Here is a 22,756-nt window from a genome sequence, read left to right on the forward strand (position 1 = left end):
GGGGGGCGACCGTCGCGGGGGCCGCGGCCGGGCCACCGGGGGTGGCGCGCCCCCCTCGGCGCGCCGGGGCGGGGGACCGCGGGGGGGGGGGGCGGGCGGGCCCCCCCAGCGCGTAGACCCGCTTCCAGCTCCGGCGGTCGGTGCATACCACGTCGCCGAAGGCGAGCGCCCGCTCCACCGCGATCTTGGTGTCGGACCAGTCCCACCACTCGGCCGTCCGCTTGGCCCCGCCCAGCTCGGTGGCGGTCAACGGCCCCTCGGCGCGCAGCTTGTCGAGCACCGCCCGGTACGTCCCGGGCGCGACCTGGTGGCTCCAGAGGCTGCCGCGCTCGCGGTAGCGGCGGCGCCGGAAGGCGAACAGCGGCCACTCCTCGACCGGCAGGACGCAGGCCGCGTGCGACCAGTACTCGAAGGTGGTGCCCGCACCCCAGTAGGCCGCCTCGACCGCCGGACGGCCGACCGCGCCCAGCCGGGCGTAGGGCACCAGTTCGTGCGAGCGGGCCAGCACCGAGATGGTGTCCAGCTGGACGGCGCCCAGGTGCCGCAGCACCCCGCGCGCGCCGGCCCGGCGGTCGGGCGCGCCCAGCAGGCCCTGGGCGCGCAGGGCGATCCGGCGGGCGTCGTCGGCGCCCAGGACGGTGTCGGGCGCGGGCCCGGCGGCGGCAGCGGTCATGCCGGGGAGCGTAGCCGGGGGTACCGACAGCGGGCCGGGTCAGTCCTGGTCGGGCGCCGGTCCCGTGGCCCGATCCTGCGGTCAGTCCTGGTCGGGCCCGGTCCGTCGGTCCAGGTCGGCGGGGAGCAGCGAGGCGACCCAGGCGTCCTGGAAGACGCCGCGCTGGTCGGCGTACGAGCGCAGGGTGCCCTCGTAGCGGTAGCCGACCCGCTCGGCGACCGCGCGCGAGCCGTCGTTGCCGACGTAGGCGAGCCACTGGAGGCGGCGCAGCCCGAGGTCGGTCAGCGCCCAGCGGGCGACCGCGCGGGCCGCCTCGACGGTGTAGCCGCGACCGCGCTGCTCCTGCACCGTCCACCAGCCGACCGAGGCGGCGGCCGGGTCGTCCGCCTTGCGGGTGACCGCCTGGGCGCCGACCAGCCGGCCCGTCCCGCGTTCGACCACGCACCAGATGAACTCGGAGTCCTTGGCCACGCCCTCGGGTGCCAGTGTGTGGACGAAGAACTCGGCGTCCTTGCGGCGGTAGGGCACCGGGACGACCGTCCAGCGCTGGATCTCGGCGTCCTGGCAGGCCGCGAAGATCGCGTCGATGTCGGACTCCTGCGGGGCCCGCAGGACCAGGCGGTCGGTGGTGAGGGTGACGAGTTCGCTCCGGGGCTGTTCCATGGGCGGATTATTTCTCCGCAGGAGGAATGCGGGCATCCGAATTCCGGGCCAACTCCCCGGCCCGTCGACCCTTTTGTCCCGGTGGACGGTGCTATCGGTCCATGTGCACGGGCGGGTGACACGGGAATACCGTGCTGACGCACCTCCCGGCGCATTGGACTCCTCGCATACGATGGCCCGTGCGGTGGGGTGGACCCCCCGTGCAGTCGTCCAGTGCCAATACAGGCAAGGAGCCCGCTCAAGTGTCCGTCTTCGACAAGATCCTGCGCGCCGGCGAAGGCAAGATCCTTCGCAAGCTGCAGCGGATTGCTGCCCAGGTCAACTCCATCGAAGAGGACTTCGTCAACCTCACCGACGCCGAGCTGCGCGCGCTGACCGACGAGTACAAGCAGCGGATCGTCGACGGCGAGACGCTGGACGACATCCTCCCCGAGGCGTTCGCCACCGTCCGCGAGGCGGCCAAGCGCGTCCTCGGCCAGCGGCACTACGACGTCCAGATCATGGGCGGCGCGGCGCTGCACCTCGGCTACGTCGCCGAGATGCGCACCGGTGAGGGCAAGACCCTCGTCGGCACCCTGCCCACGTACCTGAACGCGCTGACGGGCAAGGGCGTTCACCTGATCACCGTCAACGACTACCTCGCCGAGCGCGACTCGGAGTGGATGGGCCGGGTGCACCGCTTCCTCGGTCTCGAGGTCGGCGTGATCCTGGCGAACATGACGCCCGCCGAGCGCAAGCGCCAGTACGCGATGGACATCACGTACGGCACGAACAACGAGTTCGGCTTCGACTACCTGCGCGACAACATGGCCTGGTCGAAGGACGAACTCGTCCAGCGCGGCCACAACTTCGCGGTGGTCGACGAGGTCGACTCGATCCTCATCGACGAGGCCCGCACCCCGCTGATCATCTCCGGCCCGGCGGACCAGGCGACCAAGTGGTACGCCGACTTCGCCAAGCTGGTGCTGCGCCTCAAGATCGACCGCGACTACGAGGTCGACGAGAAGAAGCGCACCGTCGGCGTCCTGGAGGAGGGCGTCACCCGGGTCGAGGACTACCTGGGCATCGACAACCTCTACGAGTCGGTGAACACCCCTCTGGTCGGCTTCCTGAACAACGCCATCAAGGCCAAGGAGCTGTACAAGAAGGACAAGGACTACGTCGTCATGAACGGCGAAGTCATGATCGTCGACGAGCACACCGGCCGCATCCTGGCCGGGCGCCGCTACAACGAGGGCATGCACCAGGCGATCGAGGCCAAGGAGGGGGTGGAGGTCCAGAACGAGAACCAGACCCTGGCCACCATCACCCTGCAGAACTTCTTCCGCCTGTACGACAAGCTCTCCGGCATGACCGGTACCGGCACCACCGAGGCCGCCGAGTTCCACCAGATCTACAAGCTCGGCGTGGTGCCGATCCCGACCAACAAGACGCCGCTGCGCATCGACCAGCCCGACCTGATCTACAAGTCGGAGCCGGCCAAGTTCGCCGCCGTGGTCGAGGACATCGCCGAGAAGCACGAGAAGGGCCAGCCGGTGCTGGTCGGCACCGTGTCGGTCGAGAAGTCCGAGTACCTGTCGCAGGAGCTGCGCAAGCGCGGCATCCCGCACGAGGTGCTGAACGCCAAGCACCACGAGCGCGAGGCGCAGATCGTCGCCCAGGCCGGCCGCAAGGGCGCCGTCACCGTCGCCACCAACATGGCCGGCCGTGGCACCGACATCATGCTCGGCGGCAACCCGGACCACCTGGCGGCGGCCGAGCTGGCCCAGCGCGGGCTCTCCGCGGGCGACAACCCGGAGGAGTACGAGGCCGAGTTCCCGGCCGCGCTGGAGAAGGCCAAGGCCTCGGTCAAGGCCGAGCAGGAGGAGGTCAAGGAGGCCGGCGGCCTCTACGTCCTCGGCACCGAGCGGCACGAGTCCCGCCGGATCGACAACCAGCTGCGCGGCCGCTCCGGCCGTCAGGGCGACCCGGGCGAGTCCCGCTTCTACCTGTCGCTGGGCGACGACCTGATGCGCCTGTTCAAGGCCGGCATGGTCGAGCGCGTGCTCTCGATGGCCAACGTGCCCGAGGACGTGCCGATCGAGTCCAAGATGGTCACCCGCGCGATCGCCTCCGCGCAGACCCAGGTCGAGCAGCAGAACTTCGAGATCCGCAAGAACGTCCTCAAGTACGACGAGGTGCTCAACCGCCAGCGCGAGGTCATCTACGGCGAGCGCCGCCGCGTCCTGGAGGGCGAGGACCTCCAGGAGCAGGTCGGCCACTTCATGGACGACACCGTCGAGGCCTACGTCAAGGCGGCCACCGGCGAGGGCTTCGAGGACGACTGGGACCTCGACAAGCTCTGGACCGCGTTCAAGCAGCTCTACCCGATCACCCTGGACCTCGCGGAGCTGGAGGAGGAGGTCGGCGGTCCGGCCGGCCTGACCCCGGACTTCCTGACCAAGGTCGTCCAGGAGGACGTCCAGGCGCAGTACGGCGCCCGCGAGGACCAGCTCGGCGAGGAGATCCTGCGCGAGCTGGAGCGCCGCGTCGTGCTGTCGGTGCTGGACCGCCGCTGGCGCGAGCACCTCTACGAGATGGACTACCTCCAGGAGGGCATCGGCCTGCGGGCCATGGCGCAGCGCGACCCGCTGGTCGAGTACCAGCGCGAGGGCTTCGACATGTTCACCGCGATGATGGAGGGCATCAAGGAGGAGTCCGTCGCCTACCTGTTCAACCTGGAGGTCCAGGTCGAGCAGCAGGTCGAGGAGGTGCCGGTGGCGGACGCCGAGGTGCTGCTCGACAAGCTGGAGAAGGACGCCGCCCGCCCGGAGATCAAGGCCAAGGGCCTGGAGGCCCCGAAGCCGCAGCGGCTGCACTACACGGCCCCCTCGGACGAGGTCGGCGGCGGTGTCATCGAGGGCGACTTCGAGGACGGCCTGCCGGAGGACGAGGGCGACGGGCTGACCCGCGCCGAGCGCCGCAAGGCCGCCAAGTCCGCCAAGGGCCGCCGCCGCAAGGCCTGAGCCGCCGGCCGCAGGACGCCGCACAGGGCGCCGCTCCCGTACCGGGGCGGCGCCCTGCGCCGTTCCCTGGGGCATCCCTCGGGGCGTGTTCCGGGTCGTGGTCGTCACCGGGCCTCCACGGCGGTGCACTGCCACTGGCCGGCCGGGCCGCGCTGCTCCAGCCGGAAGGCCACCATGTGGTGCCGCCGGCCGAGGTCGACCCGGACGCAGGCCTCGACGGCGTCCGGGGAGGGCGACCGGTCGTGCACCGGGCCGAGCCGGGGCCGGTCGGCCGGGCCGCCGCGGCGCAGCGCACCGGCCCGGACGAGTGAGGCGAGCTGCCCGTAGCCGTCCAGGCTGGTGTGCCGCATCAGCTGGCCCGAGGGCCGGGCGCCGGTGAGCACCTCGACCAGCTGGTGGGCGAAGCGGGCGGCGAGCGCCCCGGCGTCGTGCCGGGCGGGGCCGGGTGCGGATCCGGGGGTGGTGCAGGCGGCGCGCGGGTGGCGGGGGCGGCGCCCGGTCGGGTCGCAGCCGCCGTCGGGTGTACGGGCCCGGTGGTGCGGTCGGGCGGTCGGGTGCTCGGTCGGGCGGACGCGCCGGTGGGCGGTCGGCGCGGCGGTGGGCCGGGCGCTCGGGCAGGTGCGGGGGCTGACGGTCACGGTGGCTCCGAACAAGGGTGGTGCGGGTACGGACGGGTCCAGGCTGGCGGTGGTGATCACCGGGCGGCAACGGGTTTGCGGCCGCCCCTCGGGCCGGTGCGAAGTTCACCTATCCGGGTGAGTCGACCAGTGCGGCGACGGGCCCGGCGGCCGTGCCGGCGGCACCCGGTTGACGTGCGGGGACGGACCGTACGGCCCGAAAGGGGACGCCCGGGTACGGCGGACCGGGTGGTCCCGCGGCGGGCTCCCGTTGCGCCGCCCGCGCGTCCGCGCGCACCATCGGAGCCTGACCCGAACCCGACGACGACGGGCGGCCGGGATGACGACAGCCGGGACGACCACAAGGGCGGTGACGGGGCCGGACACGCCCGCCGACGCCGGGGGCACCCCCCGGCGCGGCCTGGTGCTGGGCGGCGGCGGGATGCTCGGCGCGGCCTGGACGGTCGGCGCGCTCTGCGCCGTCGAGGAGGCCGTCGGGCACCGGCCGGGCGAGGCGGACGTACTGCTCGGCACCTCGGCCGGCGCCATCCTGGCCGCGATGCTGGCCGGGGGCGTGCGCCCCGAGCAGCTGCGCGACCACCAGCGCGGCCTGCCGATCACCGAGGGCCCGTTGGCCGGGGTGGCCTTCGACTACGACACCGCGGTGGGCGGTGCGCTGCCGCCCCGGCCGCGGGCCGGGATCGGCTCGCCCGGCCTGCTGCGGGACGCCGTCCGGCACCCGCGCGAGTACCCGCTGCTGACCATGGTCTCGGCGGTGGCGCCGCACGGCCGCGGCTCGCTGGCCCCGGTCGGCGAGCTGGTGCGCGGGCTGCTCGGCCCGGGCGGCTGGCCGCTCCCGGTGGGCGCGACGGGAGAGGCGGGAGCGATGGTGGAGGCCGAGGCCGAGGCCGAGGCCGAGGCCGAGGCCGCGGACGCCGTCCCGCCCAGCGCCGCCGCGGCCCCGCTGCGGGTGGCCGCGGTGGACTACCGCAGCGGCCACCGGGTGGTCTTCGGCGACCCGGACGCCCCCGACGTCCCGGTGGCCGGGGCCGTGATGGCCTCCTGTGCGATCCCCGGCTGGTTCGCGCCGGTGCGCCTGGACGGCTCGGCCTACGTCGACGGCGGCTGCTGGTCGGCCACCAACGCCGACCTGCTGCTCGGCCGCGGCCTGGACGAGGTGTACGTGCTCGCCCCGATGGCCCTGCGGCTCGGCCCGCGGTCGGAGCGCTCCGAGGGCGGCACGGTGGCCGCCCTGCGCGAGTGGCGGGCCCGGGACCGCCCGCGCGGGGTGCTGGCCCAGCTGGTCAGCCGCTACCGCCGCGCGGTGACCCGGCAGCTGCTGCGCGAGGCCGCGCTGCTGCGGGCCGAGGGCGTCCGGGTGCGGCTGCTCGCGCCGACCCCGGCCGACCTGGCGGTGATGGGCCCGAACCTGATGGACCCGGCCCGCCGCGGCGCGGTGCTGGAGAGCGGCCTGCGCAGCGCCCGGGAGGCGCTCGGGGCGGCGCGGTAGTCCCGGGCACCGGTGCGAGGGCTCAGGTGATCACGCCCGGCGCGGCTGAGCTTATTCTTGGGGCGCTGGAGTAGCTTCGCGGAAACCGGAGAGTGCCACCGATGCGCGTGTACGTGCCCACCACCCTGACCGGCCTGGCGGCGGCGCACGAGGGCGGTGCCCTGGACCAGTCCGCGGCGTACGCCGTGACGCCCGCGCTGCGCGAGTGGTACGTCAGCGACGACCTGGAGGAGCTGGAGTACGCGGCGCTCAACCGGGCCGCGCAGTCCTCGCTGCGGCTGCTGGCGGCCGACCCGGACTCCCCGCGCCGGCGCGTCGTGGTGGCGCTGGACGTGGCCGACTCGGCGGTGCGGCCCTTCCCCGGTGACGAGTACCAGGACCAGGCCTCGCTCGGCCGGGTGGTGCTGGCCGGCCCGGTGAAGCTGGCGAAGGCCGCCTCGGTGCACGCGGACGTGGCCGACGACGAGGTGGTCGAGGACGTCGCCGCCGCGGTGGCGGCGGTGGCCGCGGCCGACGCGGGCGACCAGGACGCCCAGTTCACCGTGGACGGCGCCGAGGACCACGACCTGCTCTGGTACGCGACCCAGGAGATCCCCGCCCTGCTGGCGTAGGACCGCCCCGGCGTAGGAGCGCCCGGCCTACGACCGTTGCGGGGGTGACCCCGCTCCTACCGGCGTGTCGGCCGTTCGGGTTACCGTTTGATCCCGTGCGCACTCACATCGTTTGGGACTGGAACGGCACGCTCTTCCATGACATGGACGCCGTCCTCGGCGCGAGCAACGCCGCGTTCGCGACCATCGGCGTCGGGCCGATGACCCTGCAGCAGTACCGCGAGCAGTACGAGATCCCGATCCCCCGGTTCTACGAGCGGCTGCTCGGTCGGATGCCCTCCACGGAGGAGTGGCTGCGACTGGACGACGCCTTCCACGACCGCTACGTCGAGCTCAGCCGGGCCTGCGGCCTGACCGAGGGCGTGCCCGAGCTGCTGGCGGGCTGGCAGGCGGCCGGGCACAGCCAGTCCCTGCTGTCGATGTACGAGCACGAGAAGCTCGTCCCGCTGGTCGACGGCTTCGGCCTGACCGGCAGCTTCCTGCGGGTGGACGGCCGCAGCGGCCCCTCCGGCGGCCAGAAGGCGCAGCAGCTGACCAGGCACCTGGCCGAGCTCGGCGAGCGGGTCGACCCGGCCCGTACGGTGCTGATCGGCGACGCCGCGGACGACGCCCTGGCGGCGCTGCACGCGGGGGCCCGCGCGGTGCTGTACACCGGGGGCTCGCACACCCGGGAGAAGCTGGAGCCGGTCGGCGTCCCGGTGGTGGACAGCCTGGCCGAGGCGGTCGAGCTGGCGGGCCGGCTGACCGGCTGAGCCGGGACGGTCGGGCCGACGGGCCGAGCGGACCCGCCGGGACGGCGGACGTGGCGGGCGCCACGTCCGCCGTTGGCGTGTCTGGACGGGCGGAACCGTCCCGCCCTGGTCAGGCTGGAGTCGAACCCCAGCCGCCAGGACGGAGCCGCCATGCCCATCGACGCAGTCACCGAGGTGCCGACCCCGGTCAACGAGCCGGTGCGGACGTACGCGCCCGGCAGCCCGGAGCGGGACCGGCTGGTCCGGCGGCTGGACGAGCTGGCGGCCGAGCAGGTCCCGCTGCCGATGACCATCGGCGGTGAGCAGCGGTTCGGCGGCGGCGAGCGGATCGAGGTCGTCCAGCCGCACCACCACGCCGCCAAGCTGGGCGTGCTCGGCAACGCCACCCGGGAGGACGCCCGGGCGGCGGTGGACGCGGCGCTGGCGGCCGGGCGGCAGTGGCGCTCGCTCTCCTTCGACGACCGGGCCGCGGTCTTCCTGCGGGCCGCCGACCTGCTGGCCGGGCCGTGGCGGGACACGCTCAACGCGGCGACCATGCTCGGCCAGTCCAAGACCGTGCAGCAGGCCGAGATCGACTCCGCCTGCGAGCTGATCGACTTCTGGCGGTTCAACGTCGGGTTCGCCCGGCAGGTCCTGGCGGAGCAGCCGGTCTCCTCCCCGGGGGTGTGGAACCGGGTCGACCACCGCCCGCTGGAAGGTTTCGTCTACGCGGTCACCCCGTTCAACTTCACCGCGATCGCCGGGAACCTGCCCACCGCCCCCGCGCTGATGGGCAACACCGTGGTCTGGAAGCCCGCGCCGACCCAGACCCTGGCCGCGTACCACCTGATGCGGCTGCTGGAGGCGGCCGGCCTGCCGCCCGGGGTGATCAACCTGGTCACCGGCGACGGCCTCCAGGTCTCCCCGGTGGTGCTCGCCGACCCGGCGTTCGCCGGGCTGCACTTCACCGGCTCGACCGCCACCTTCCAGTCGCTCTGGCAGAGCATCGGCGCGAACATCGGCGGCTACCGCACGTACCCGAGGATCGTCGGCGAGACCGGCGGCAAGGACTTCCTGCTGGCCCACCGCTCGGCCGACCCGGACATCCTGCGGACCGCGATGGTCCGCGGCGCCTTCGAGTACCAGGGCCAGAAGTGCTCGGCGCTCTCCCGCGCCTACCTGCCGCGCAGCCTCTGGCTCACGATCAAGGACGACTTCCTGGCCGAGGTGGACGCCCTGACGGTGGGCGACGTCACCGACCTGTCGAACTTCATGGGCGCCCTGATCGACAAGCGCGCCTTCGAGCGGAACCGCACCGCGATCGAGCGGGCGAAGGCCGACCCGACCGTCGAACTGGTGGCCGGCGGCCAGTACGACGACGCGATCGGCTGGTTCGTCCGGCCGACCGTGCTGGTCTCCTCGGACCACCGGGGCGAGATCTTCCGCACCGAGTACTTCGGGCCGATCCTGGCGGTCCACGTCTACGAGGACTCCCGCTGGGACGACGTGCTCCGCCGGGTCGACGCGGGTGCCCCGTACGGCCTCACCGGCGCGGTGATCGCCCAGGACCGGTACGCCATCGCCCAGGCCGTGGAGGAGCTGCGCTTCACCGCCGGGAACTTCTACATCAACGACAAGCCCACCGGCGCCGTGGTCGGCCAGCAGCCCTTCGGCGGCTCCCGGGCCTCCGGGACCAACGACAAGGCGGGCGCCGCGCAGAACCTGCTGCGCTGGACCTCGGCGCGGGCGATCAAGGAGACCTTCGTGCCGCCCACCCGGCACGGTTACCCGCATATGGGCTGAAAGCGAACACGACGCTCCGGTTTGGACATGGTGTCCAGGACGGACCCGACATCCTGTGGGTTTGCGCCTCCCTGTCCCTGTGCACCTTCGATTGATCCGGTTAGGCTGGCTGGCGTCGTCGGGTGGCTTGCAGGACGAACGTGTCGTCCTACCCGCTGGGAGGGCGTTTCATGCGTGCCATGAGCCCCTTTCAGTCGGACGGTGCGGCAGGATTGCGAGCGACCCGTCGGTGTACACCCACACACCACCGAGTCACGCAACGGCGCGCGACAGGAGCCAAGAAGTCATGCAGACCAAGCTGGACGCAGCCAAGGCCGAACTGCTCAAGAAGGCAGCCGCAGCCGCTGAGAACAGCCAGGTGGGGGGAGCGGCGCCGGGGGAGGGTCTGAGCAACGGTGCTCTGACCGCGTACCTGCACCACTACTACCTCCACACCGCGCCCGAGGACCTGGTCGACCTCGACCCGGTCGACGTGTACGGCGCGGCCGCCTCCCACTACCGCCTGGGGCTCAAGCGCCCCCAGGGCACCGCCGAGGTGCGGGTCCACACCCCCTCGGTCGAGGAGAACGGCTGGTCCTGCGGCCACACCGTGGTCGAGGTCGTCACCGACGACATGCCCTTCCTGGTCGACTCGGTCACCAACGAGCTCTCCCGCCAGGACCGCGCGATCCACCTCGTCGTCCACCCCCAGCTGCTCGTCCGCCGTGACATCACCGGCAAGCTGCTGGAGATCCTGGACGTCGACGCCTGCTCCCGCAGCCAGGCCGCCGGCACCGAGTGGCCCGCCGACGCGACCGTCGAGTCGTGGATGCACATCGAGATCGACCGCGAGACCGACCGCGACGACCTGCGCACCATCGAGACCAACCTGCGCCGCGTGCTCGGCGACGTCCGCGAGGTCGTCGAGGACTGGGGCAAGATGCGCGACAGCGCGCTGCGCCTGGCCGACGAGCTGGCCGAGGAGCCCCCGGCCGAGCTGCCCGAGCAGGAGGTCGGCGAGGCCTGGGAGCTGATGCGCTGGCTCGCCGACGACCACTTCACCTTCCTCGGCTACCGCGAGTACGACCTGGTCGAGCACGAGGGCGAGGAGGTCCTCAAGGCCGTCGCCGGGACGGGCCTGGGCATCCTGCGCTCCGACCCGCACAGCCACGACGACCGCCACCACTCGGTCTCCGAGGCCTTCGGCCGGCTCTCCGCCCCGGTCCGCGCCAAGGCCCACGAGAAGAAGCTGCTCGTCCTGACCAAGGCCAACAGCCGCTCCACCGTGCACCGCCCGGCCTACCTCGACTACGTCGGCGTGAAGAAGTTCAACGCCGCCGGCGAGCCCACCGGCGAGCGCCGCTTCCTCGGCCTGTTCTCCTCCGCCGCCTACACCGAGTCGGTCACCCGCATCCCGGTCGTGCGCCGCAAGGTCCAGGAGGTGCTGGACGGCTCCGGCTTCTCCAGCGAGAGCCACGACGGCCGCGACCTGCTCCAGATCATGGAGACCTTCCCGCGCGACGAGATCTTCCAGACCTCGGCCGCCGAGCTGCTCTCCATCGCCACCAGCGTGCTCTACCTCCAGGAGCGCCGTAAGCTGCGGCTCTTCCTGCGCCAGGACGAGTACGGGCGCTACTTCTCCGCCTTCATCTACCTCCCGCGCGACCGCTACACCACGCGCATCCGGCTGCTGCTCACCGACATCCTCAAGGAAGAGCTGAACGGCGCCACCATCGACTACACGGTGTACGCCACCGAGTCGGTGCTGACCCGCCTGCACTTCGTCGTCCGGGTCGCCCCGGGCACCGAGCTGCCCCGGCTCACCGACTCCGACATCGAGCGGATCGAGAACCGCCTGGCCGAGGCCGCCCGGTTCTGGATGGACGGCTTCCACGACCAGCTGCACACCGAGCTGGGCGAGGAGAAGGCCGCCGAGCTCGGCCACAAGTACGCCAACGCGTTCCCCGACGGCTACCGCGCCGACTTCCCGCCGCGCACCGCCGTCTCGGACATCAAGCAGATCGAGGCGCTGCACGGCGAGGGCGACTTCCGCCTCAACCTGTACCAGCCGGTCGGCGCGGGCGACGACGAGCGCCGCTTCAAGATCTACCGGGTCGGCGGCCCGATCTCGCTCAGCGAGGTCCTGCCCGTGCTCCAGCGCCTGGGCGTCGAGGTCCTGGACGAGCACCCGTACGCGCTGCGCCGCTCCGACGGCACCACCGCGTGGGTGTACGACTTCGGCCTCAAGCTGCGCGAGGCCACCGAGCTCACCGACGAGGCCCGCGAGCGCTTCCAGGACACCTTCGCCGCGACCTGGACCGGCAAGGCCGAGAACGACGGCTTCAACGAGCTGGTCCTCACCGCCGGGCTGAACTGGCGCCAGGCGATGGTGCTGCGCGCCTACGCCAAGTACCTGCGCCAGGCGGGCTCCACGTTCTCCCAGGACTACATGGAGGACGCGCTCCGCAACAACACCCACACCACCCGCCTGCTGGTCAACCTCTTCGAGGCCCGGCTCAGCCCCAGCCACCGCTCCGGCGCCCTGGAGCTGACCGAGGGCATCCTGGAGGAGCTGTCCGGCGCGCTCGACGAGGTCGTGTCGCTGGACGAGGACCGCATCCTGCGCTCCTTCCTGCACCTCATCAAGGCCACCCTGCGGACCAACTTCTTCCAGCACGACGGCTCCGGCGCGTGGCACTCCTACGTGTCGATGAAGTTCGACCCGCAGGCCATCCCGGACCTCCCGGCCCCGCGCCCGGCGTTCGAGATCTGGGTGTACTCGCCGCAGGTCGAGGGCGTGCACCTGCGCTTCGGCAAGGTCGCCCGCGGCGGTCTGCGCTGGTCCGACCGGCGCGAGGACTTCCGCACCGAGATCCTCGGCCTGGTCAAGGCCCAGATGGTCAAGAACACCGTCATCGTCCCGGTCGGCGCCAAGGGCGGCTTCGTCGCCAAGCAGCTGCCGGACCCCTCGGTGGACCGCGACGCCTGGCTGGCCGAGGGCGTCTCCTCGTACAAGACCTTCATCTCGGCGCTGCTCGACATCACCGACAACCTGGTGGCCGGCGAGGTCGTCCACCCGGCCGACGTGGTCCGCCACGACGAGGACGACACCTACCTGGTCGTCGCCGCCGACAAGGGCACCGCGACCTTCTCCGACATCGCCAACGGCGTCGCGGAGTCGTACGGCTTCTGGCTGGGCGACGCCTTCGCCTCCGGCGGCTCGGCCGGCTACGACCACAAGGGCATGGGCATCACCGCCCGCGGCGCCTGGGAGTCGGTCAAGCGCAACTTCCGCGAGCTGGGCCACGACACCCAGTCCGAGGACTTCACGGTCGTCGGCATCGGCGACATGTCCGGCGACGTCTTCGGCAACGGCATGCTGCTCAGCGAGCACATCCGGCTGATGGCGGCCTTCGACCACCGCCACATCTTCCTGGACCCGAACCCGGACGCGGCCGTCTCGTACGCCGAGCGCCGCCGCCTGTTCGACCTGCCGCGCAGCTCCTGGGACGACTACGACAAGTCGCTGATCTCGACCGGCGGCGGCGTGTTCCCGCGCAGCGCCAAGTCGATCCAGGTCAGCGCGCAGGTCCGGGCCGCGCTGGGCATCCAGGAGACCCGCCTCACCCCGGCCGAGCTGATGAAGGCCATCCTCCAGGCGCCGGTCGACCTGTTCTGGAACGGCGGCATCGGCACCTACGTCAAGGCCTCCACCGAGACCAACGCCGAGGTCGGGGACAAGGCCAACGACGCCATCCGGGTCAACGGCGAGCAGGTCCGGGCCCGGGTCATCGGCGAGGGCGGCAACCTCGGCTGCACCCAGCTCGGCCGCATCGAGTACGCGGCCACCGGCGGCCCCGAGGCGGCCGGCGGCTGGATCAACACCGACGCCATCGACAACTCGGCCGGTGTGGACACCTCGGACCACGAGGTCAACATCAAGATCCTGCTCAACCAGGTCGTCGCCGAGGGCGACATGACGGTCAAGCAGCGCAACGTCCTGCTCGCCGAGATGACCGACGAGGTCGGCCACCTGGTGCTGCGCAACAACTACGCGCAGAACGTCGTGCTGGCCAACGCCGTCGCCCAGGCGCACAGCATGGTCAACGTCCACGCCCGGATGATCAACCGCTTCGAGGCGGCCGGCCGGCTCGACCGCGGGCTGGAGTTCCTGCCGGTCGAGCGCCAGATCCGCGAGCGCCAGCAGAACGGCCGCGGGCTCTCCCAGCCCGAGATGTCGGTGCTGCTCGCCTACACCAAGATCATCCTGGCCGACGAGCTGCTCGCCACCGACCTGCCGGACGACCCGTACTTCCGCACCGCGCTGCACGAGTACTTCCCGAGCGCGCTGCGCGCGAAGTTCGCCGACGCGATCGACAACCACGCGCTGCGCCGCGAGATCATCACCACGCTGATCGTCAACGACACGATCAACCGCGGTGGCTGCACCTTCGCCTTCCGCCTGAAGGAGGAGACCGGCGCGACCTACGAGGAGATCGCCCGGACGCACACCGCCGCGCGGGCCGTCTTCGGCCTGGAGGAGATCTGGGCCGAGATCGAGGGCCTGGACAACAAGGTCCCGGCCCGGATCCAGACCAAGATGCGGCTGCACTCGCGGCGCCTGGTCGAGCGCGCCACCCGGTGGATGCTCAACAACCGCCGCCAGCCGCTCGACATCGCCGGCACCATCGAGTTCTTCCACGACCGGATCAACCAGGTCTGGGGCTCGCTGCCCAAGCCGCTCCGCGGCGAGGACCTGACCTGGTTCGAGAAGATCCAGGGCGAGCTCGCCGCTGCGGGCGTGCCGGACGCGCTGGCCACCCGGATCGCCGGGCTGTCCTCGGTCTTCCCGACCCTGGACATCACCGAGGTCGCGGACCGCTCCGGCAAGGACGTCGCCGAGGTCGCCGAGCTGTACTACGACCTGGGCGACCGCCTGCAGATCTCGCACCTGCTCGACCGCATCATCGACCTGCCCCGCACCGACCGCTGGTCGTCGATGGCCCGGGCCGCGATCCGCGAGGACCTCTTCGCGGCGCACGCGGCGCTGACCGCCGACATCCTGGCCTGCGGCCCCGAGGGCGCCACCCCCGAGGAGCGCTACACCGCCTGGGCGGACCTCAACTCCACCCTGCTGAACCGCGCCAAGGCCACCCTCGACGACATAAGGGGTTCGGACAACTACGAGCTGTCCAGCCTCTCGGTCGCGATGCGCGTCATCCGCACCCTGCTGCGCACCGGTTCGATGCGCTGACGGACGGCTGCAGGACGGCTGTACGGAAGGGCCCGCGTCCTCTTGGGCGCGGGCCCTTCCGCGTTCCCGCCACCGCCCCGAAAACCGGTTACGGATCGTGGACGCACGTTCGATACGGTGCTCCCGAACGAACTTTGGGGGAATCGACATGGGGAAGAACCGGGGACCGATCCGCGCAGTGGGCGCGGCCGTCTCGGTGGTGCTGCTGGTCGCCGGAGCGGCGGCCTGCGGCAACGACGACAAGAAGGACACGGCGAAGGCCGACTCCACCGCCACGGCCTCGGCGGCGCCGACGTCCAAGGCGCCGGAGGCCTTCTCGGCGGCCGGCTACCGCGGCCTCAAGCCGGGGACGGCGAAGGACGCCGGGCTGGCCACCGGTGTGCTGGAGGCGGCGCCGGTCTCGCTGCTCGACGGCTGCACCGACTTCGTCTACAAGGGCGGCCCGGCACCGGACAAGACCCGGATGGACGCCGAGGCGGCCACCGAGGCCCGCTACAAGGACCTCAATGCCCAGGCGGACGCGGCCCGGGGCAAGGCCCCCGCCCCGGCGGGCACGCTGCCGCCAGGGGCCTCCGCGAAGGATGCCGCCGCGGCCGCCGCCGGTTCGGCCGCCGCGGCCAAGGACTCGGCCGCCACCGCCAAGCTGATGGCCGACGCCACCAAGTCCATCGCGGACATGTGGGTGGCCCGCGAGGCCAAGGACAAGGCCTTCCTGGCCACCGGCCGGGTCTCCTTCGCCGCCACCGGCCTGCGCGAACTGGTCGCCCCGGCCGAGGCCAGGACCGCCGAGGGCATCGGTGCCGGCGCCACCCTGGACGCCCTCCAGCAGGCGTACGGCGCCAAGGGCCTCCAGCTGGCCAAGAGCGGCAAGTACGAGCTGCCGGTCGAGGGACAGCAGGGCTGGAAGTACGAGTTCACCGTGGACGGCGGCAAGGTCGTCGGCATGGCCGTGGCCAACCGCGACATCAAGTGCGTCTGACCGCCTGACCGCCTGACCGCCTGACCGCGACGGTTCCGGTGCTGGGGCCCGCCTTCGAGATCATCTCCAGGGGGGGCTTCGTGTTCTCCGTGCTCGCATTCCCACAGCGGAGCGAAACGCCTCTTGTTCTCTGCACAGGAAGTCGGTCCGGTCGACTTCCTGCGCGGGTGGCGCCGAAGCCCCGCGTGCGGGGCCTAGCGGGAGGCGGCGCGCTGGAGGGCGCTGGCGAGGAGGGCGAGGTCGGTGGGGCCGTTGCCGAGTTCGCGGACCGGGCGGCGGGCGGGCGGGGCGCCCAGCTGGAGGGGGTCTATCGCGACCACGGTGGGGCGCAGGGTGGCGGTGCGCGGGATGCGGCCGCTGATGCGGGCGGTCTGGAAGGCGGTGACGCCGCCGTCCGGGCGGCGCAGGTAGCCGCGGCCGGGGGTGTCCTCGGGGAGGGCGGCCGCGTCGCCGAGGTGGATCAGCAGGTCGGAGTCGGCCGGGTCCTCGGTGCGCAGGGCGATCCGCAGCAGGGCGGCCTCGTCGACCTCGGTGCCGGCGCTCTCCTCGGGGCGGCCGGTGGCGACGGCGAGGTGGATGCCGAGCGGGCCGCCGCGCCGGGCGACGGCGGCGAGCGCGCGGGCCAGCGGGCGGCCGACCGGGGAGGTGGGGGAGAGCAGGGCGTCATAGTCGTCGACGACGACGACCAGCCGGGCCGGGACGGGGCCCGTGGGGGCGGCGGACGGCCGGGAGTCCTCGGCGCTGCGCGGCTGGATGATCCGCGCCGCGGTGGAGGTGGTGCCGGCGCCGACGGTGGCGGGGACCGGTACGGAGGTCGCGCCGTGGTCGTCCAGCCGCTGTCCGTCCAGGCCGTGTCCGTCCAGGATGTGCCCGTCCAAGATCCGTGCGGCGTGCCAGGAGGCGAAGTCCAGCCCGTCGAACAGCCGCTCCCGCAGGGCGAGTTCGTCCTCCAGCGCCTCGGCGGCGAGGAGTGCGGCGCGCGGGTCGGCGACGGCGTTCACCCGGCCGGTGACGTGCGGCAGCTCGGTGCAGCCGTCCAGTCCGTCCTGGCCGTCGCCGGTGGCCCGGCCCTCGATGAGGGTGACGGCGAGGCGCTCGGGCCGCTCGGAGACGGCGAGCGAGGCGACCAGGGTGCGCAGCAGCTCCGTCTTGCCGGAGCCGCGGGCGCCGCCGATCAGCAGGTGGGGGCCGCCCGGGTCGGGGGAGGGCAGGGTGAGTTCGGGGTCGGCCAGGTCGAGGGTGCACAGCTCGTCCCGGGTGGTGCCGAGCAGGGCGGTGGCGGCGCCGATGCCGCCGGCGTGGGCGGCCCAGCGGGCGGAGAGCTTGGCCGGGGTGACGGTGTCGAGCTGGAGCAGGTCGAGCAGCCGCAGCGCGTCCGGCAGCGGGCCGCGGGAGACCGGGGCGGCTTCGCGCAGCGGGGCGAGGAGGCGGGCCAGCCGTTCGGCCCAGGCGTCGGAGACGGCGTCCAGCGAGACCTCGTGCAGGGTTTCCCGGCCGCGGGCGACCGGGCGGTCCAGGGAGAGCTGGGTGCCGACCTCGCCGGTGATCAGGGCGGTGGCGCCGAGGCCGCGGGGGAGCAGTTCGGGCTGTTCGGCGAGGCAGACCGGGAAGATGCCGACCGCCGGGCCCTGGCGCAGCAGCAGGTCGAGCGCGTGCCGGGCGGCCTCGGTGGCCGGGCGGCCGTCCACCACGACCACGGTGGCGGGGTGGCCGCCGGGGCCGGTCGGGCCGCTGAGCCGGGCGGTGAGCTCGGTGAGCCGGGCGGTGGCCTGGTCGTCGTCGAAGCCGGTCAGCAGGCGGCAGTCCTGGCCGTCGACGGGGCGCAGGTGGGGCAGCCACAGCGCCCAGGCCCAGGTGTCGACGCGGTCCTCGGGGCTGCGGGCCGGGTCGGCGTCGACCACGACGAGGCTCAGTCCGGTCGGCGGGTGCAGTGCGGCGAGCTGGGCGACGACGGCGCGGGTGAGCGCGTCCAGACGTTCGCGCGGGCCGCTGAGGCCGAGGCTGCCGGCGGTCTGGAGGTCGAGGGTGACGGGGACGGCGGGCAGCATGGTGCCGGGGGTGGTGCCGGCGCCGCCGGGGCGGTCGGCGGTGCCCAGCCGCAGGGTGAGCGCGTCGGGGTGGCCGGGGCCGCGCTCCCACAGTCGGGGGCCGGGGCCGACGGCGTTGAGCAGCACGGTGGCGAGGTCGGGCCAGCGCTCCCGCTGGGCGGCGGCCTGGCGCAGCCGTACGGCGGTGTGGTGGCGTTCGGCGCTCTCCTGGCCGGGCGGCTCGGCGGCGCGGCCGGGCAGCAGGGCGAAGAGGCCGCGGCCGCGGCCCGGGGCGGGCTCGGGGGCGGTGGGCGGTTCGAGGACGGGCGGCGCGGGCCGGACGGGGCCGGGGGCGGCGAGCTGGAGGTGGCCGTTGCCGTCGGGCAGGGCGGCGCGGGCCGGCTCGCCGAGCGGTTCGAGGACCTGGAGGGTGGACTCGCCGATCCGCAGCAGCGCGCCGTGTTCCAGGGGGACGGCGGCCTCGGGCGGCAGGGGCGGGACGATCCGGCCGTCCAGGGTGGTGCCGTTGGTGGAGCCGAGGTCGCGGACGGTGGCCCGGCCGTCCTCGCCGAGGTGCAGGGCGAGGTGCAGCCGGGAGACGTCCGGGTCGTCGAGCGGGACGTCGGCCTCGCCGGAGCGGCCGATCCGGATCTCCCGGCCGTGCAGCCGGTGCACGCCGCCGGCGTCCGGGCCGCCGACCACGCGAAGTTCGGCCGCGGCGCGGGTGTCGTCGGGGTCGTCGGCGGTGGGGTCGGGCTCGTTGAGGCTGAGCACGGCGCCGTCGAGCAGCGGGGGGTGGCCGAGGAGGGTGTGCTCGTCCACCCGGTGCGCCCCGGCGTACAGGTGCACATGGGTGGCGGCCCGTGGCCCGCGCACGCCGACGGCGCCCGCGAGTGCGCCCGCGATGGCGCCGAGCGCGGTGCCGACGGGTGCGGTGACCAGCACGTCCACGTAGGGGATGGCGGAGCCGGCGGCGGTCGGGCCGCTGCGCGGTCGGAGGACGGTCAGCCGGATCTGCATCTCGCCCGCGGGTCCCTTCTGCTGGTGTGATGCCTGGTACCGCTGCCCGGTGTCGTCGCGCACGCGCGGGGCGATCGCGGCGACCCTTGGGCCACACGAGTGGCGAGTGTCCATCCTGCCATCCGGCGCGGACGGTCCGCGCACCGTACCGGATTTGACGATCTTGCGATCATCGCCATGGTGGAGGCGACGGAGGGTCAGGTCAACCGTCGCTCCGCCCGCCCGGCCGAGGGGCCCGGCGGCCGCCTCCGGGTGGTTCCCTAGGGGATGTCCCCCAACCCTGCTCCGACCGCCAGCCGGTCACCTCAAAAACCCGTACGGACACCGTTAGAGTGGCCGCAAACACGGGCCCGGCAGGCTCACCGCACACCGGCGGGGGAGCGCCCCGCGGGCGGCACGGCGAGGAGTGCGACAGGTGCGGCCAGTCGGCAGCAAGTATCTGCTTGAGGAGACCCTGGGGCGGGGTGCCACCGGGACGGTCTGGCGCGGTCTGGTGCGCCAGGACGTCCAGGTGCCGGGCAGCGAGCCCGGGCAGCAGGTGGCCATCAAGGTGCTGCGCGAGGAACTGGCGGCCGACCCGGACGTGGTGATGCGCTTCCTGCGCGAGCGTTCGCTGCTGCTGCGGCTGAGCCACCCGAACATCGTCCGGGTCCGCGACCTGGTCGTCGAGGGCGAGCTGCTGGCGCTGGTGATGGACCTGGTGGAGGGCCCCGACCTGGCCCGCTACCTGCGCGCCAACGGCCCGTTCAGCCCGATCGCCGGCTCCCTGCTGATGGCCCAGGTCGCGGACGCGCTGGCGGCCAGCCACGCGGACGGCATCGTCCACCGCGACCTCAAGCCGGCCAACGTGCTGCTCGCCTCCACCGGGGTGCAGGGCACCGAGCAGATGCACCCGCTGCTCACCGACTTCGGCATCGCCCGGCTGGCCGACTCCCCGGGCGTCACCCGCACCCACGAGTTCGTCGGCACCCCCGCGTACGTCGCGCCGGAGTCCGCCGAGGGCCGCCCGCAGACCTCCGCGGTGGACGTCTACGGCGCCGGGATCATGCTGTACGAGCTGGTCACCGGCCGCCAGCCGTTCCAGGGCGACAGCGCCCTGGCGGTGCTCCAGGCCCACCTGGCGCAGGAGCCGCAGCGGCCCAGCACCATGCCCGAGCCGCTCTGGACGGTGATCGAGCGCTGCCTGCGCAAGGACCCGGCGCAGCGGCCGAGCGCCACCGTGCTGGCCCGCGCCCTGCGGGTGGTCGCGGCCGGGGTCGGCGTGCACGCTTCGCCGGCGGCGGTGGACGAGGCCCTGGCGGTCGGCGCCCTGCTGCTGCCGGACCCGCGGCCGACCGCCGTGCCCGGCACCGTGCCGGTGGCCCCCGGCGGGCCCGGACCGTTCGGGGCCGACGACCGCACCCAGGTGCTGCCCCCGCCCCCGGGCGTCCCGCCGTACGACCCGGCCGGGCAGTACGACCCGGCCGCGGCGACCCGGGTGATGGGCACCCAGCCGCCGCCCGCGCCCCCGTACGGCACCCAGGACCGCACCCAGGTGATGCCGCCCACGGCCGTGCCGCCGCCCCCGCCGGTCGCCCCGGCCGGGCCGCCGCCGGAGGAGGCACCGCACCCCTGGCAGACCCAGCTGCGGGCGGCGCGCGACCGCAACCAGCAGACCCAGGTCGGCTACTTCGGGCCGGAGGACTTCGAGGATCCGCAGGTCGCCCCGCCGCCCTACCAGGCGCACCAGGGGGGCCAGGCCCGGCAGGGCGGCCAGGGCGGTCACGCCGGCCAGGGCGCCCCCGGCTACCAGCCGCAGCCCCCGGCCGGCTACCGCCCGGACCAGCGCCGCCAGGCGCCGCCGCCCGGCTACGCCCAGCGTCCGCCGGTCGCCCCGCCGCCCTACCAGGTCAACCAGGGCCCCCAGGGGCCCCAGGGCGGGCAGGGCGGCGGCCGTCCGCAGCCGCCCGGCGGCTACCGGCAGGCCCCGTCCGGCCAGGGCGGGCCGCAGGGCGGCTACCCGCCGCCGCCCGCGCCCACCCCGGTGCCGCGTCGGGCCGAGCCGCCCGCGCCGCAGCACCGGGAGCCCCGGCCGCCGCGGGAGGAGCCGCGGGAGCCGTCCCGCCGGGAGAGCGCCCCGCCGCGCGAGCGGCGTCCGCGCAGCCGCAACCGGATGTACATCCCGGGGCTGGGCTGTCTCAAGGGCTGCCTGATGGTGCTGCTGGTGCTGGCGGTGGCCGCGCTGGCGCTGTGGAACTTCACGCCGCTGCCGCACTACTGGGACAACGTCGTGGGCTGGTTCGACTCCGCCCGGGACTGGGTGAACAGCGTCATCGGCAGTTCCAACGGCTGACGCGGGCCCGGACGGCCGGCGGGGTGCGGGCCGGGGCGACCGGCCGCCCCGGCGGCTGACCGGGCGTCCGGTCCCGCCCCGGAAGCCATGATTGACGCTTTGTCGACAATTCCCGAGATTTCTCGCCCCCGAGTGCCGCTCCACGGCCCCCAGGCGGCCCGCACGGGGGGTCCGGGCGCGTAGGTTGGTCGCTGTTGTCCCGCCCCACCGAGCGCGCCCGGACCCCCGGAGCGCTCCCGCGCCGCCCACGGAGCAGCATTGGCACGCAAGATCGGCAGCCGGTACACCGTCCACCAGGTGATCGGCCGGGGTTCGGCCGGGACGGTCTGGCTCGGTGAGGGGCCCGACGGTCCGGTGGCGGTCAAGCTGCTGCGCGAGGACCTCGCCGCCGACCAGGTGCTGGTCGGCCGCTTCGTCCAGGAGCGCACCGCGCTGACCAGCCTCGACCACCCCCGGGTGGTCGGCGTGCGCGACATGGTCGTGGACGGCAGCGACCTCGCCCTGGTGATGGAGCTCGTCCAGGGCACCGACCTGCGCTCCCGGCTGGAGCGGGACGGCGCCCTCCCGCCGCAAGCCGCCGCCTCGATCATCGCCGACGTCGCCGACGGCCTGGCGGCCGCGCACGCGGCCGGGATCGTCCACCGCGACGTCAAGCCGGAGAACGTCCTGCTCGACCTCGCCGCCGCGCCCGGCCCGGGCGGCGCCCCGCGCGCCAAGCTCACCGACTTCGGGGTGGCCCGCCTGGTCGACGCCCCGCGCCGCACCCGGGCCACCCGGATCATCGGCACCCCCGACTACCTCGCCCCCGAGATCATCGAGGGCCTGGAGCCGCGCGCCGCCGTCGACATCTACGCCCTCGCCACCGTGCTGTACGAGCTGCTGGCCGGCTCCACCCCGTTCGGCGGCGGCCACACCGGCGCGGTGCTGCGCCGGCACGTCACCGAGCAGGTGCCGCCGATCCCCGGCCTGCCGGACGGGCTGTGGCGGGTCATCTCCGAGTGCCTGGCCAAGGCCCCCGCCTCCCGGCTGCGCGCCGCCGAGCTGGCCGCCCGGCTGCGTGAGCAGCTGCCCTCGCTGGCCGGTCTGCCGGTGCTGGCGGTGCCCTCCCAGGGCCGCGCCCCGGCCGAGGAGCAGCTGACCCCGGGCGAGGCGGTCTACGCCGAGGTGGACGCCGGCCCGGGCACCCACAAGCGCCGCCGCGGCCCGGCCGTCCCGCTGGTGCCGGGCGTCGCCCCGGACTCCACCCGGGACACCCACACCAGCCTTCGCCGCCCCTCGGCCGACGAGCTGGCCGCGTACGCCGCCGAGTCCCGCGCCCAGCGCACCGCGCCGGGCCACCGCCGGGACCGCGCGGCGCTGCTGCGCCGACGCCGGCTGCTGGCCGTCCTGCTGGCCACCGTGCTGCTGCTGGCGGGCGCCGCCGCGGCCTGGACGGCCTTCGCGGCCACCGAACCGGGCGGCGGCCACCCGGCCCGCCCGGCCGTGCACGGCACCGCTCCGCGGGCTCCGTAGCCCGCGGGGAACGGCGCTGGAACCGGGGGTGTCGTCATGA

13 protein-coding genes are annotated in these 22,756 nt (G+C 73.9%); 9 read left to right on the plus strand and 4 right to left on the minus strand.

Annotation, left to right across the window (positions count from 1 at the left end):
- The coding region (locus tag ACFWXO_RS05730; RefSeq protein ID WP_380522499.1) for a DNA glycosylase AlkZ-like family protein at positions 1-673 on the minus strand (673 nt) is incomplete at its 3' end.
- Positions 674-754: 81 nt separating this feature from the next.
- Entirely contained in the window at positions 755-1,336 is a 582-nt protein-coding gene (locus ACFWXO_RS05735) for a GNAT family N-acetyltransferase (RefSeq protein WP_375882962.1), read from the minus strand.
- 242 nt (positions 1,337-1,578) lie between these two features.
- Here ACFWXO_RS05735 and secA point away from each other — a divergent pair, with 242 nt between their 5' ends.
- Complete coding sequence (gene secA, locus ACFWXO_RS05740; protein WP_380522500.1) at positions 1,579-4,341, plus strand: preprotein translocase subunit SecA; 2,763 nt, start codon at positions 1,579-1,581, stop codon at positions 4,339-4,341.
- A 104-nt stretch (positions 4,342-4,445) separates the two neighbouring features.
- Here the strand turns inward: secA and ACFWXO_RS05745 are convergent, their stop codons facing one another.
- Positions 4,446-4,979: an Rv3235 family protein gene (locus tag ACFWXO_RS05745; protein WP_380522501.1), complete on the minus strand. Its 534-nt coding sequence runs from the start codon at positions 4,977-4,979 to the stop codon at positions 4,446-4,448.
- 349 nt (positions 4,980-5,328) lie between these two features.
- On the opposite strand from ACFWXO_RS05745, the gene ACFWXO_RS05750 reads away from it, so the two are divergent.
- From ACFWXO_RS05750 to ACFWXO_RS05775, 6 genes are all read left to right on the plus strand, one after another.
- The gene (locus ACFWXO_RS05750; RefSeq protein ID WP_380522502.1) at positions 5,329-6,468 is read left to right on the plus strand and encodes a patatin-like phospholipase family protein; all 1,140 of its coding nucleotides are present in this window, start codon (positions 5,329-5,331) and stop codon (positions 6,466-6,468) included.
- A gap of 101 nt (positions 6,469-6,569) precedes the next feature.
- On the plus strand, positions 6,570-7,079 hold the full coding sequence (locus ACFWXO_RS05755) for a DUF6912 family protein (RefSeq protein ID WP_375882972.1): 510 nt from the start codon (positions 6,570-6,572) through the stop codon (positions 7,077-7,079).
- A gap of 95 nt (positions 7,080-7,174) precedes the next feature.
- The gene (locus ACFWXO_RS05760; protein WP_375882973.1) at positions 7,175-7,831 is read left to right on the plus strand and encodes an HAD family hydrolase; all 657 of its coding nucleotides are present in this window, start codon (positions 7,175-7,177) and stop codon (positions 7,829-7,831) included.
- Positions 7,832-7,987: 156 nt separating this feature from the next.
- Positions 7,988-9,613: an L-glutamate gamma-semialdehyde dehydrogenase gene (gene pruA / locus ACFWXO_RS05765; RefSeq protein ID WP_380522577.1), complete on the plus strand. Its 1,626-nt coding sequence runs from the start codon at positions 7,988-7,990 to the stop codon at positions 9,611-9,613.
- A gap of 286 nt (positions 9,614-9,899) precedes the next feature.
- Positions 9,900-14,846, plus strand: a complete 4,947-nt coding sequence (locus tag ACFWXO_RS05770) for an NAD-glutamate dehydrogenase (RefSeq protein WP_375882975.1) — start codon at positions 9,900-9,902, stop codon at positions 14,844-14,846.
- Positions 14,847-14,994: 148 nt separating this feature from the next.
- Entirely contained in the window at positions 14,995-15,825 is an 831-nt protein-coding gene (locus tag ACFWXO_RS05775; protein ID WP_380522503.1) for a hypothetical protein, read from the plus strand.
- Positions 15,826-16,019: 194 nt separating this feature from the next.
- Here ACFWXO_RS05775 and ACFWXO_RS05780 read toward each other — a convergent pair whose 3' ends face one another.
- Positions 16,020-18,935, minus strand: a complete 2,916-nt coding sequence (locus ACFWXO_RS05780) for an FtsK/SpoIIIE domain-containing protein (RefSeq protein ID WP_380522504.1) — start codon at positions 18,933-18,935, stop codon at positions 16,020-16,022.
- A gap of 352 nt (positions 18,936-19,287) precedes the next feature.
- Here ACFWXO_RS05780 and ACFWXO_RS05785 point away from each other — a divergent pair, with 352 nt between their 5' ends.
- Together ACFWXO_RS05785 and ACFWXO_RS05790 are read left to right on the plus strand one after the other, a co-directional pair.
- Positions 19,288-21,204 (plus strand): serine/threonine-protein kinase, encoded by a 1,917-nt coding sequence (locus tag ACFWXO_RS05785; protein ID WP_380522505.1) that lies wholly within the window; start codon positions 19,288-19,290, stop codon positions 21,202-21,204.
- Between the two features lie 258 nt (positions 21,205-21,462).
- The gene (locus ACFWXO_RS05790) at positions 21,463-22,716 is read left to right on the plus strand and encodes a serine/threonine-protein kinase (protein WP_375882985.1); all 1,254 of its coding nucleotides are present in this window, start codon (positions 21,463-21,465) and stop codon (positions 22,714-22,716) included.
- Positions 22,717-22,756 lie beyond the last annotated feature (40 nt).

This window comes from Kitasatospora sp. NPDC059088 (genome assembly GCF_042738155.1).
Classification (GTDB): domain Bacteria; phylum Actinomycetota; class Actinomycetes; order Streptomycetales; family Streptomycetaceae; genus Kitasatospora.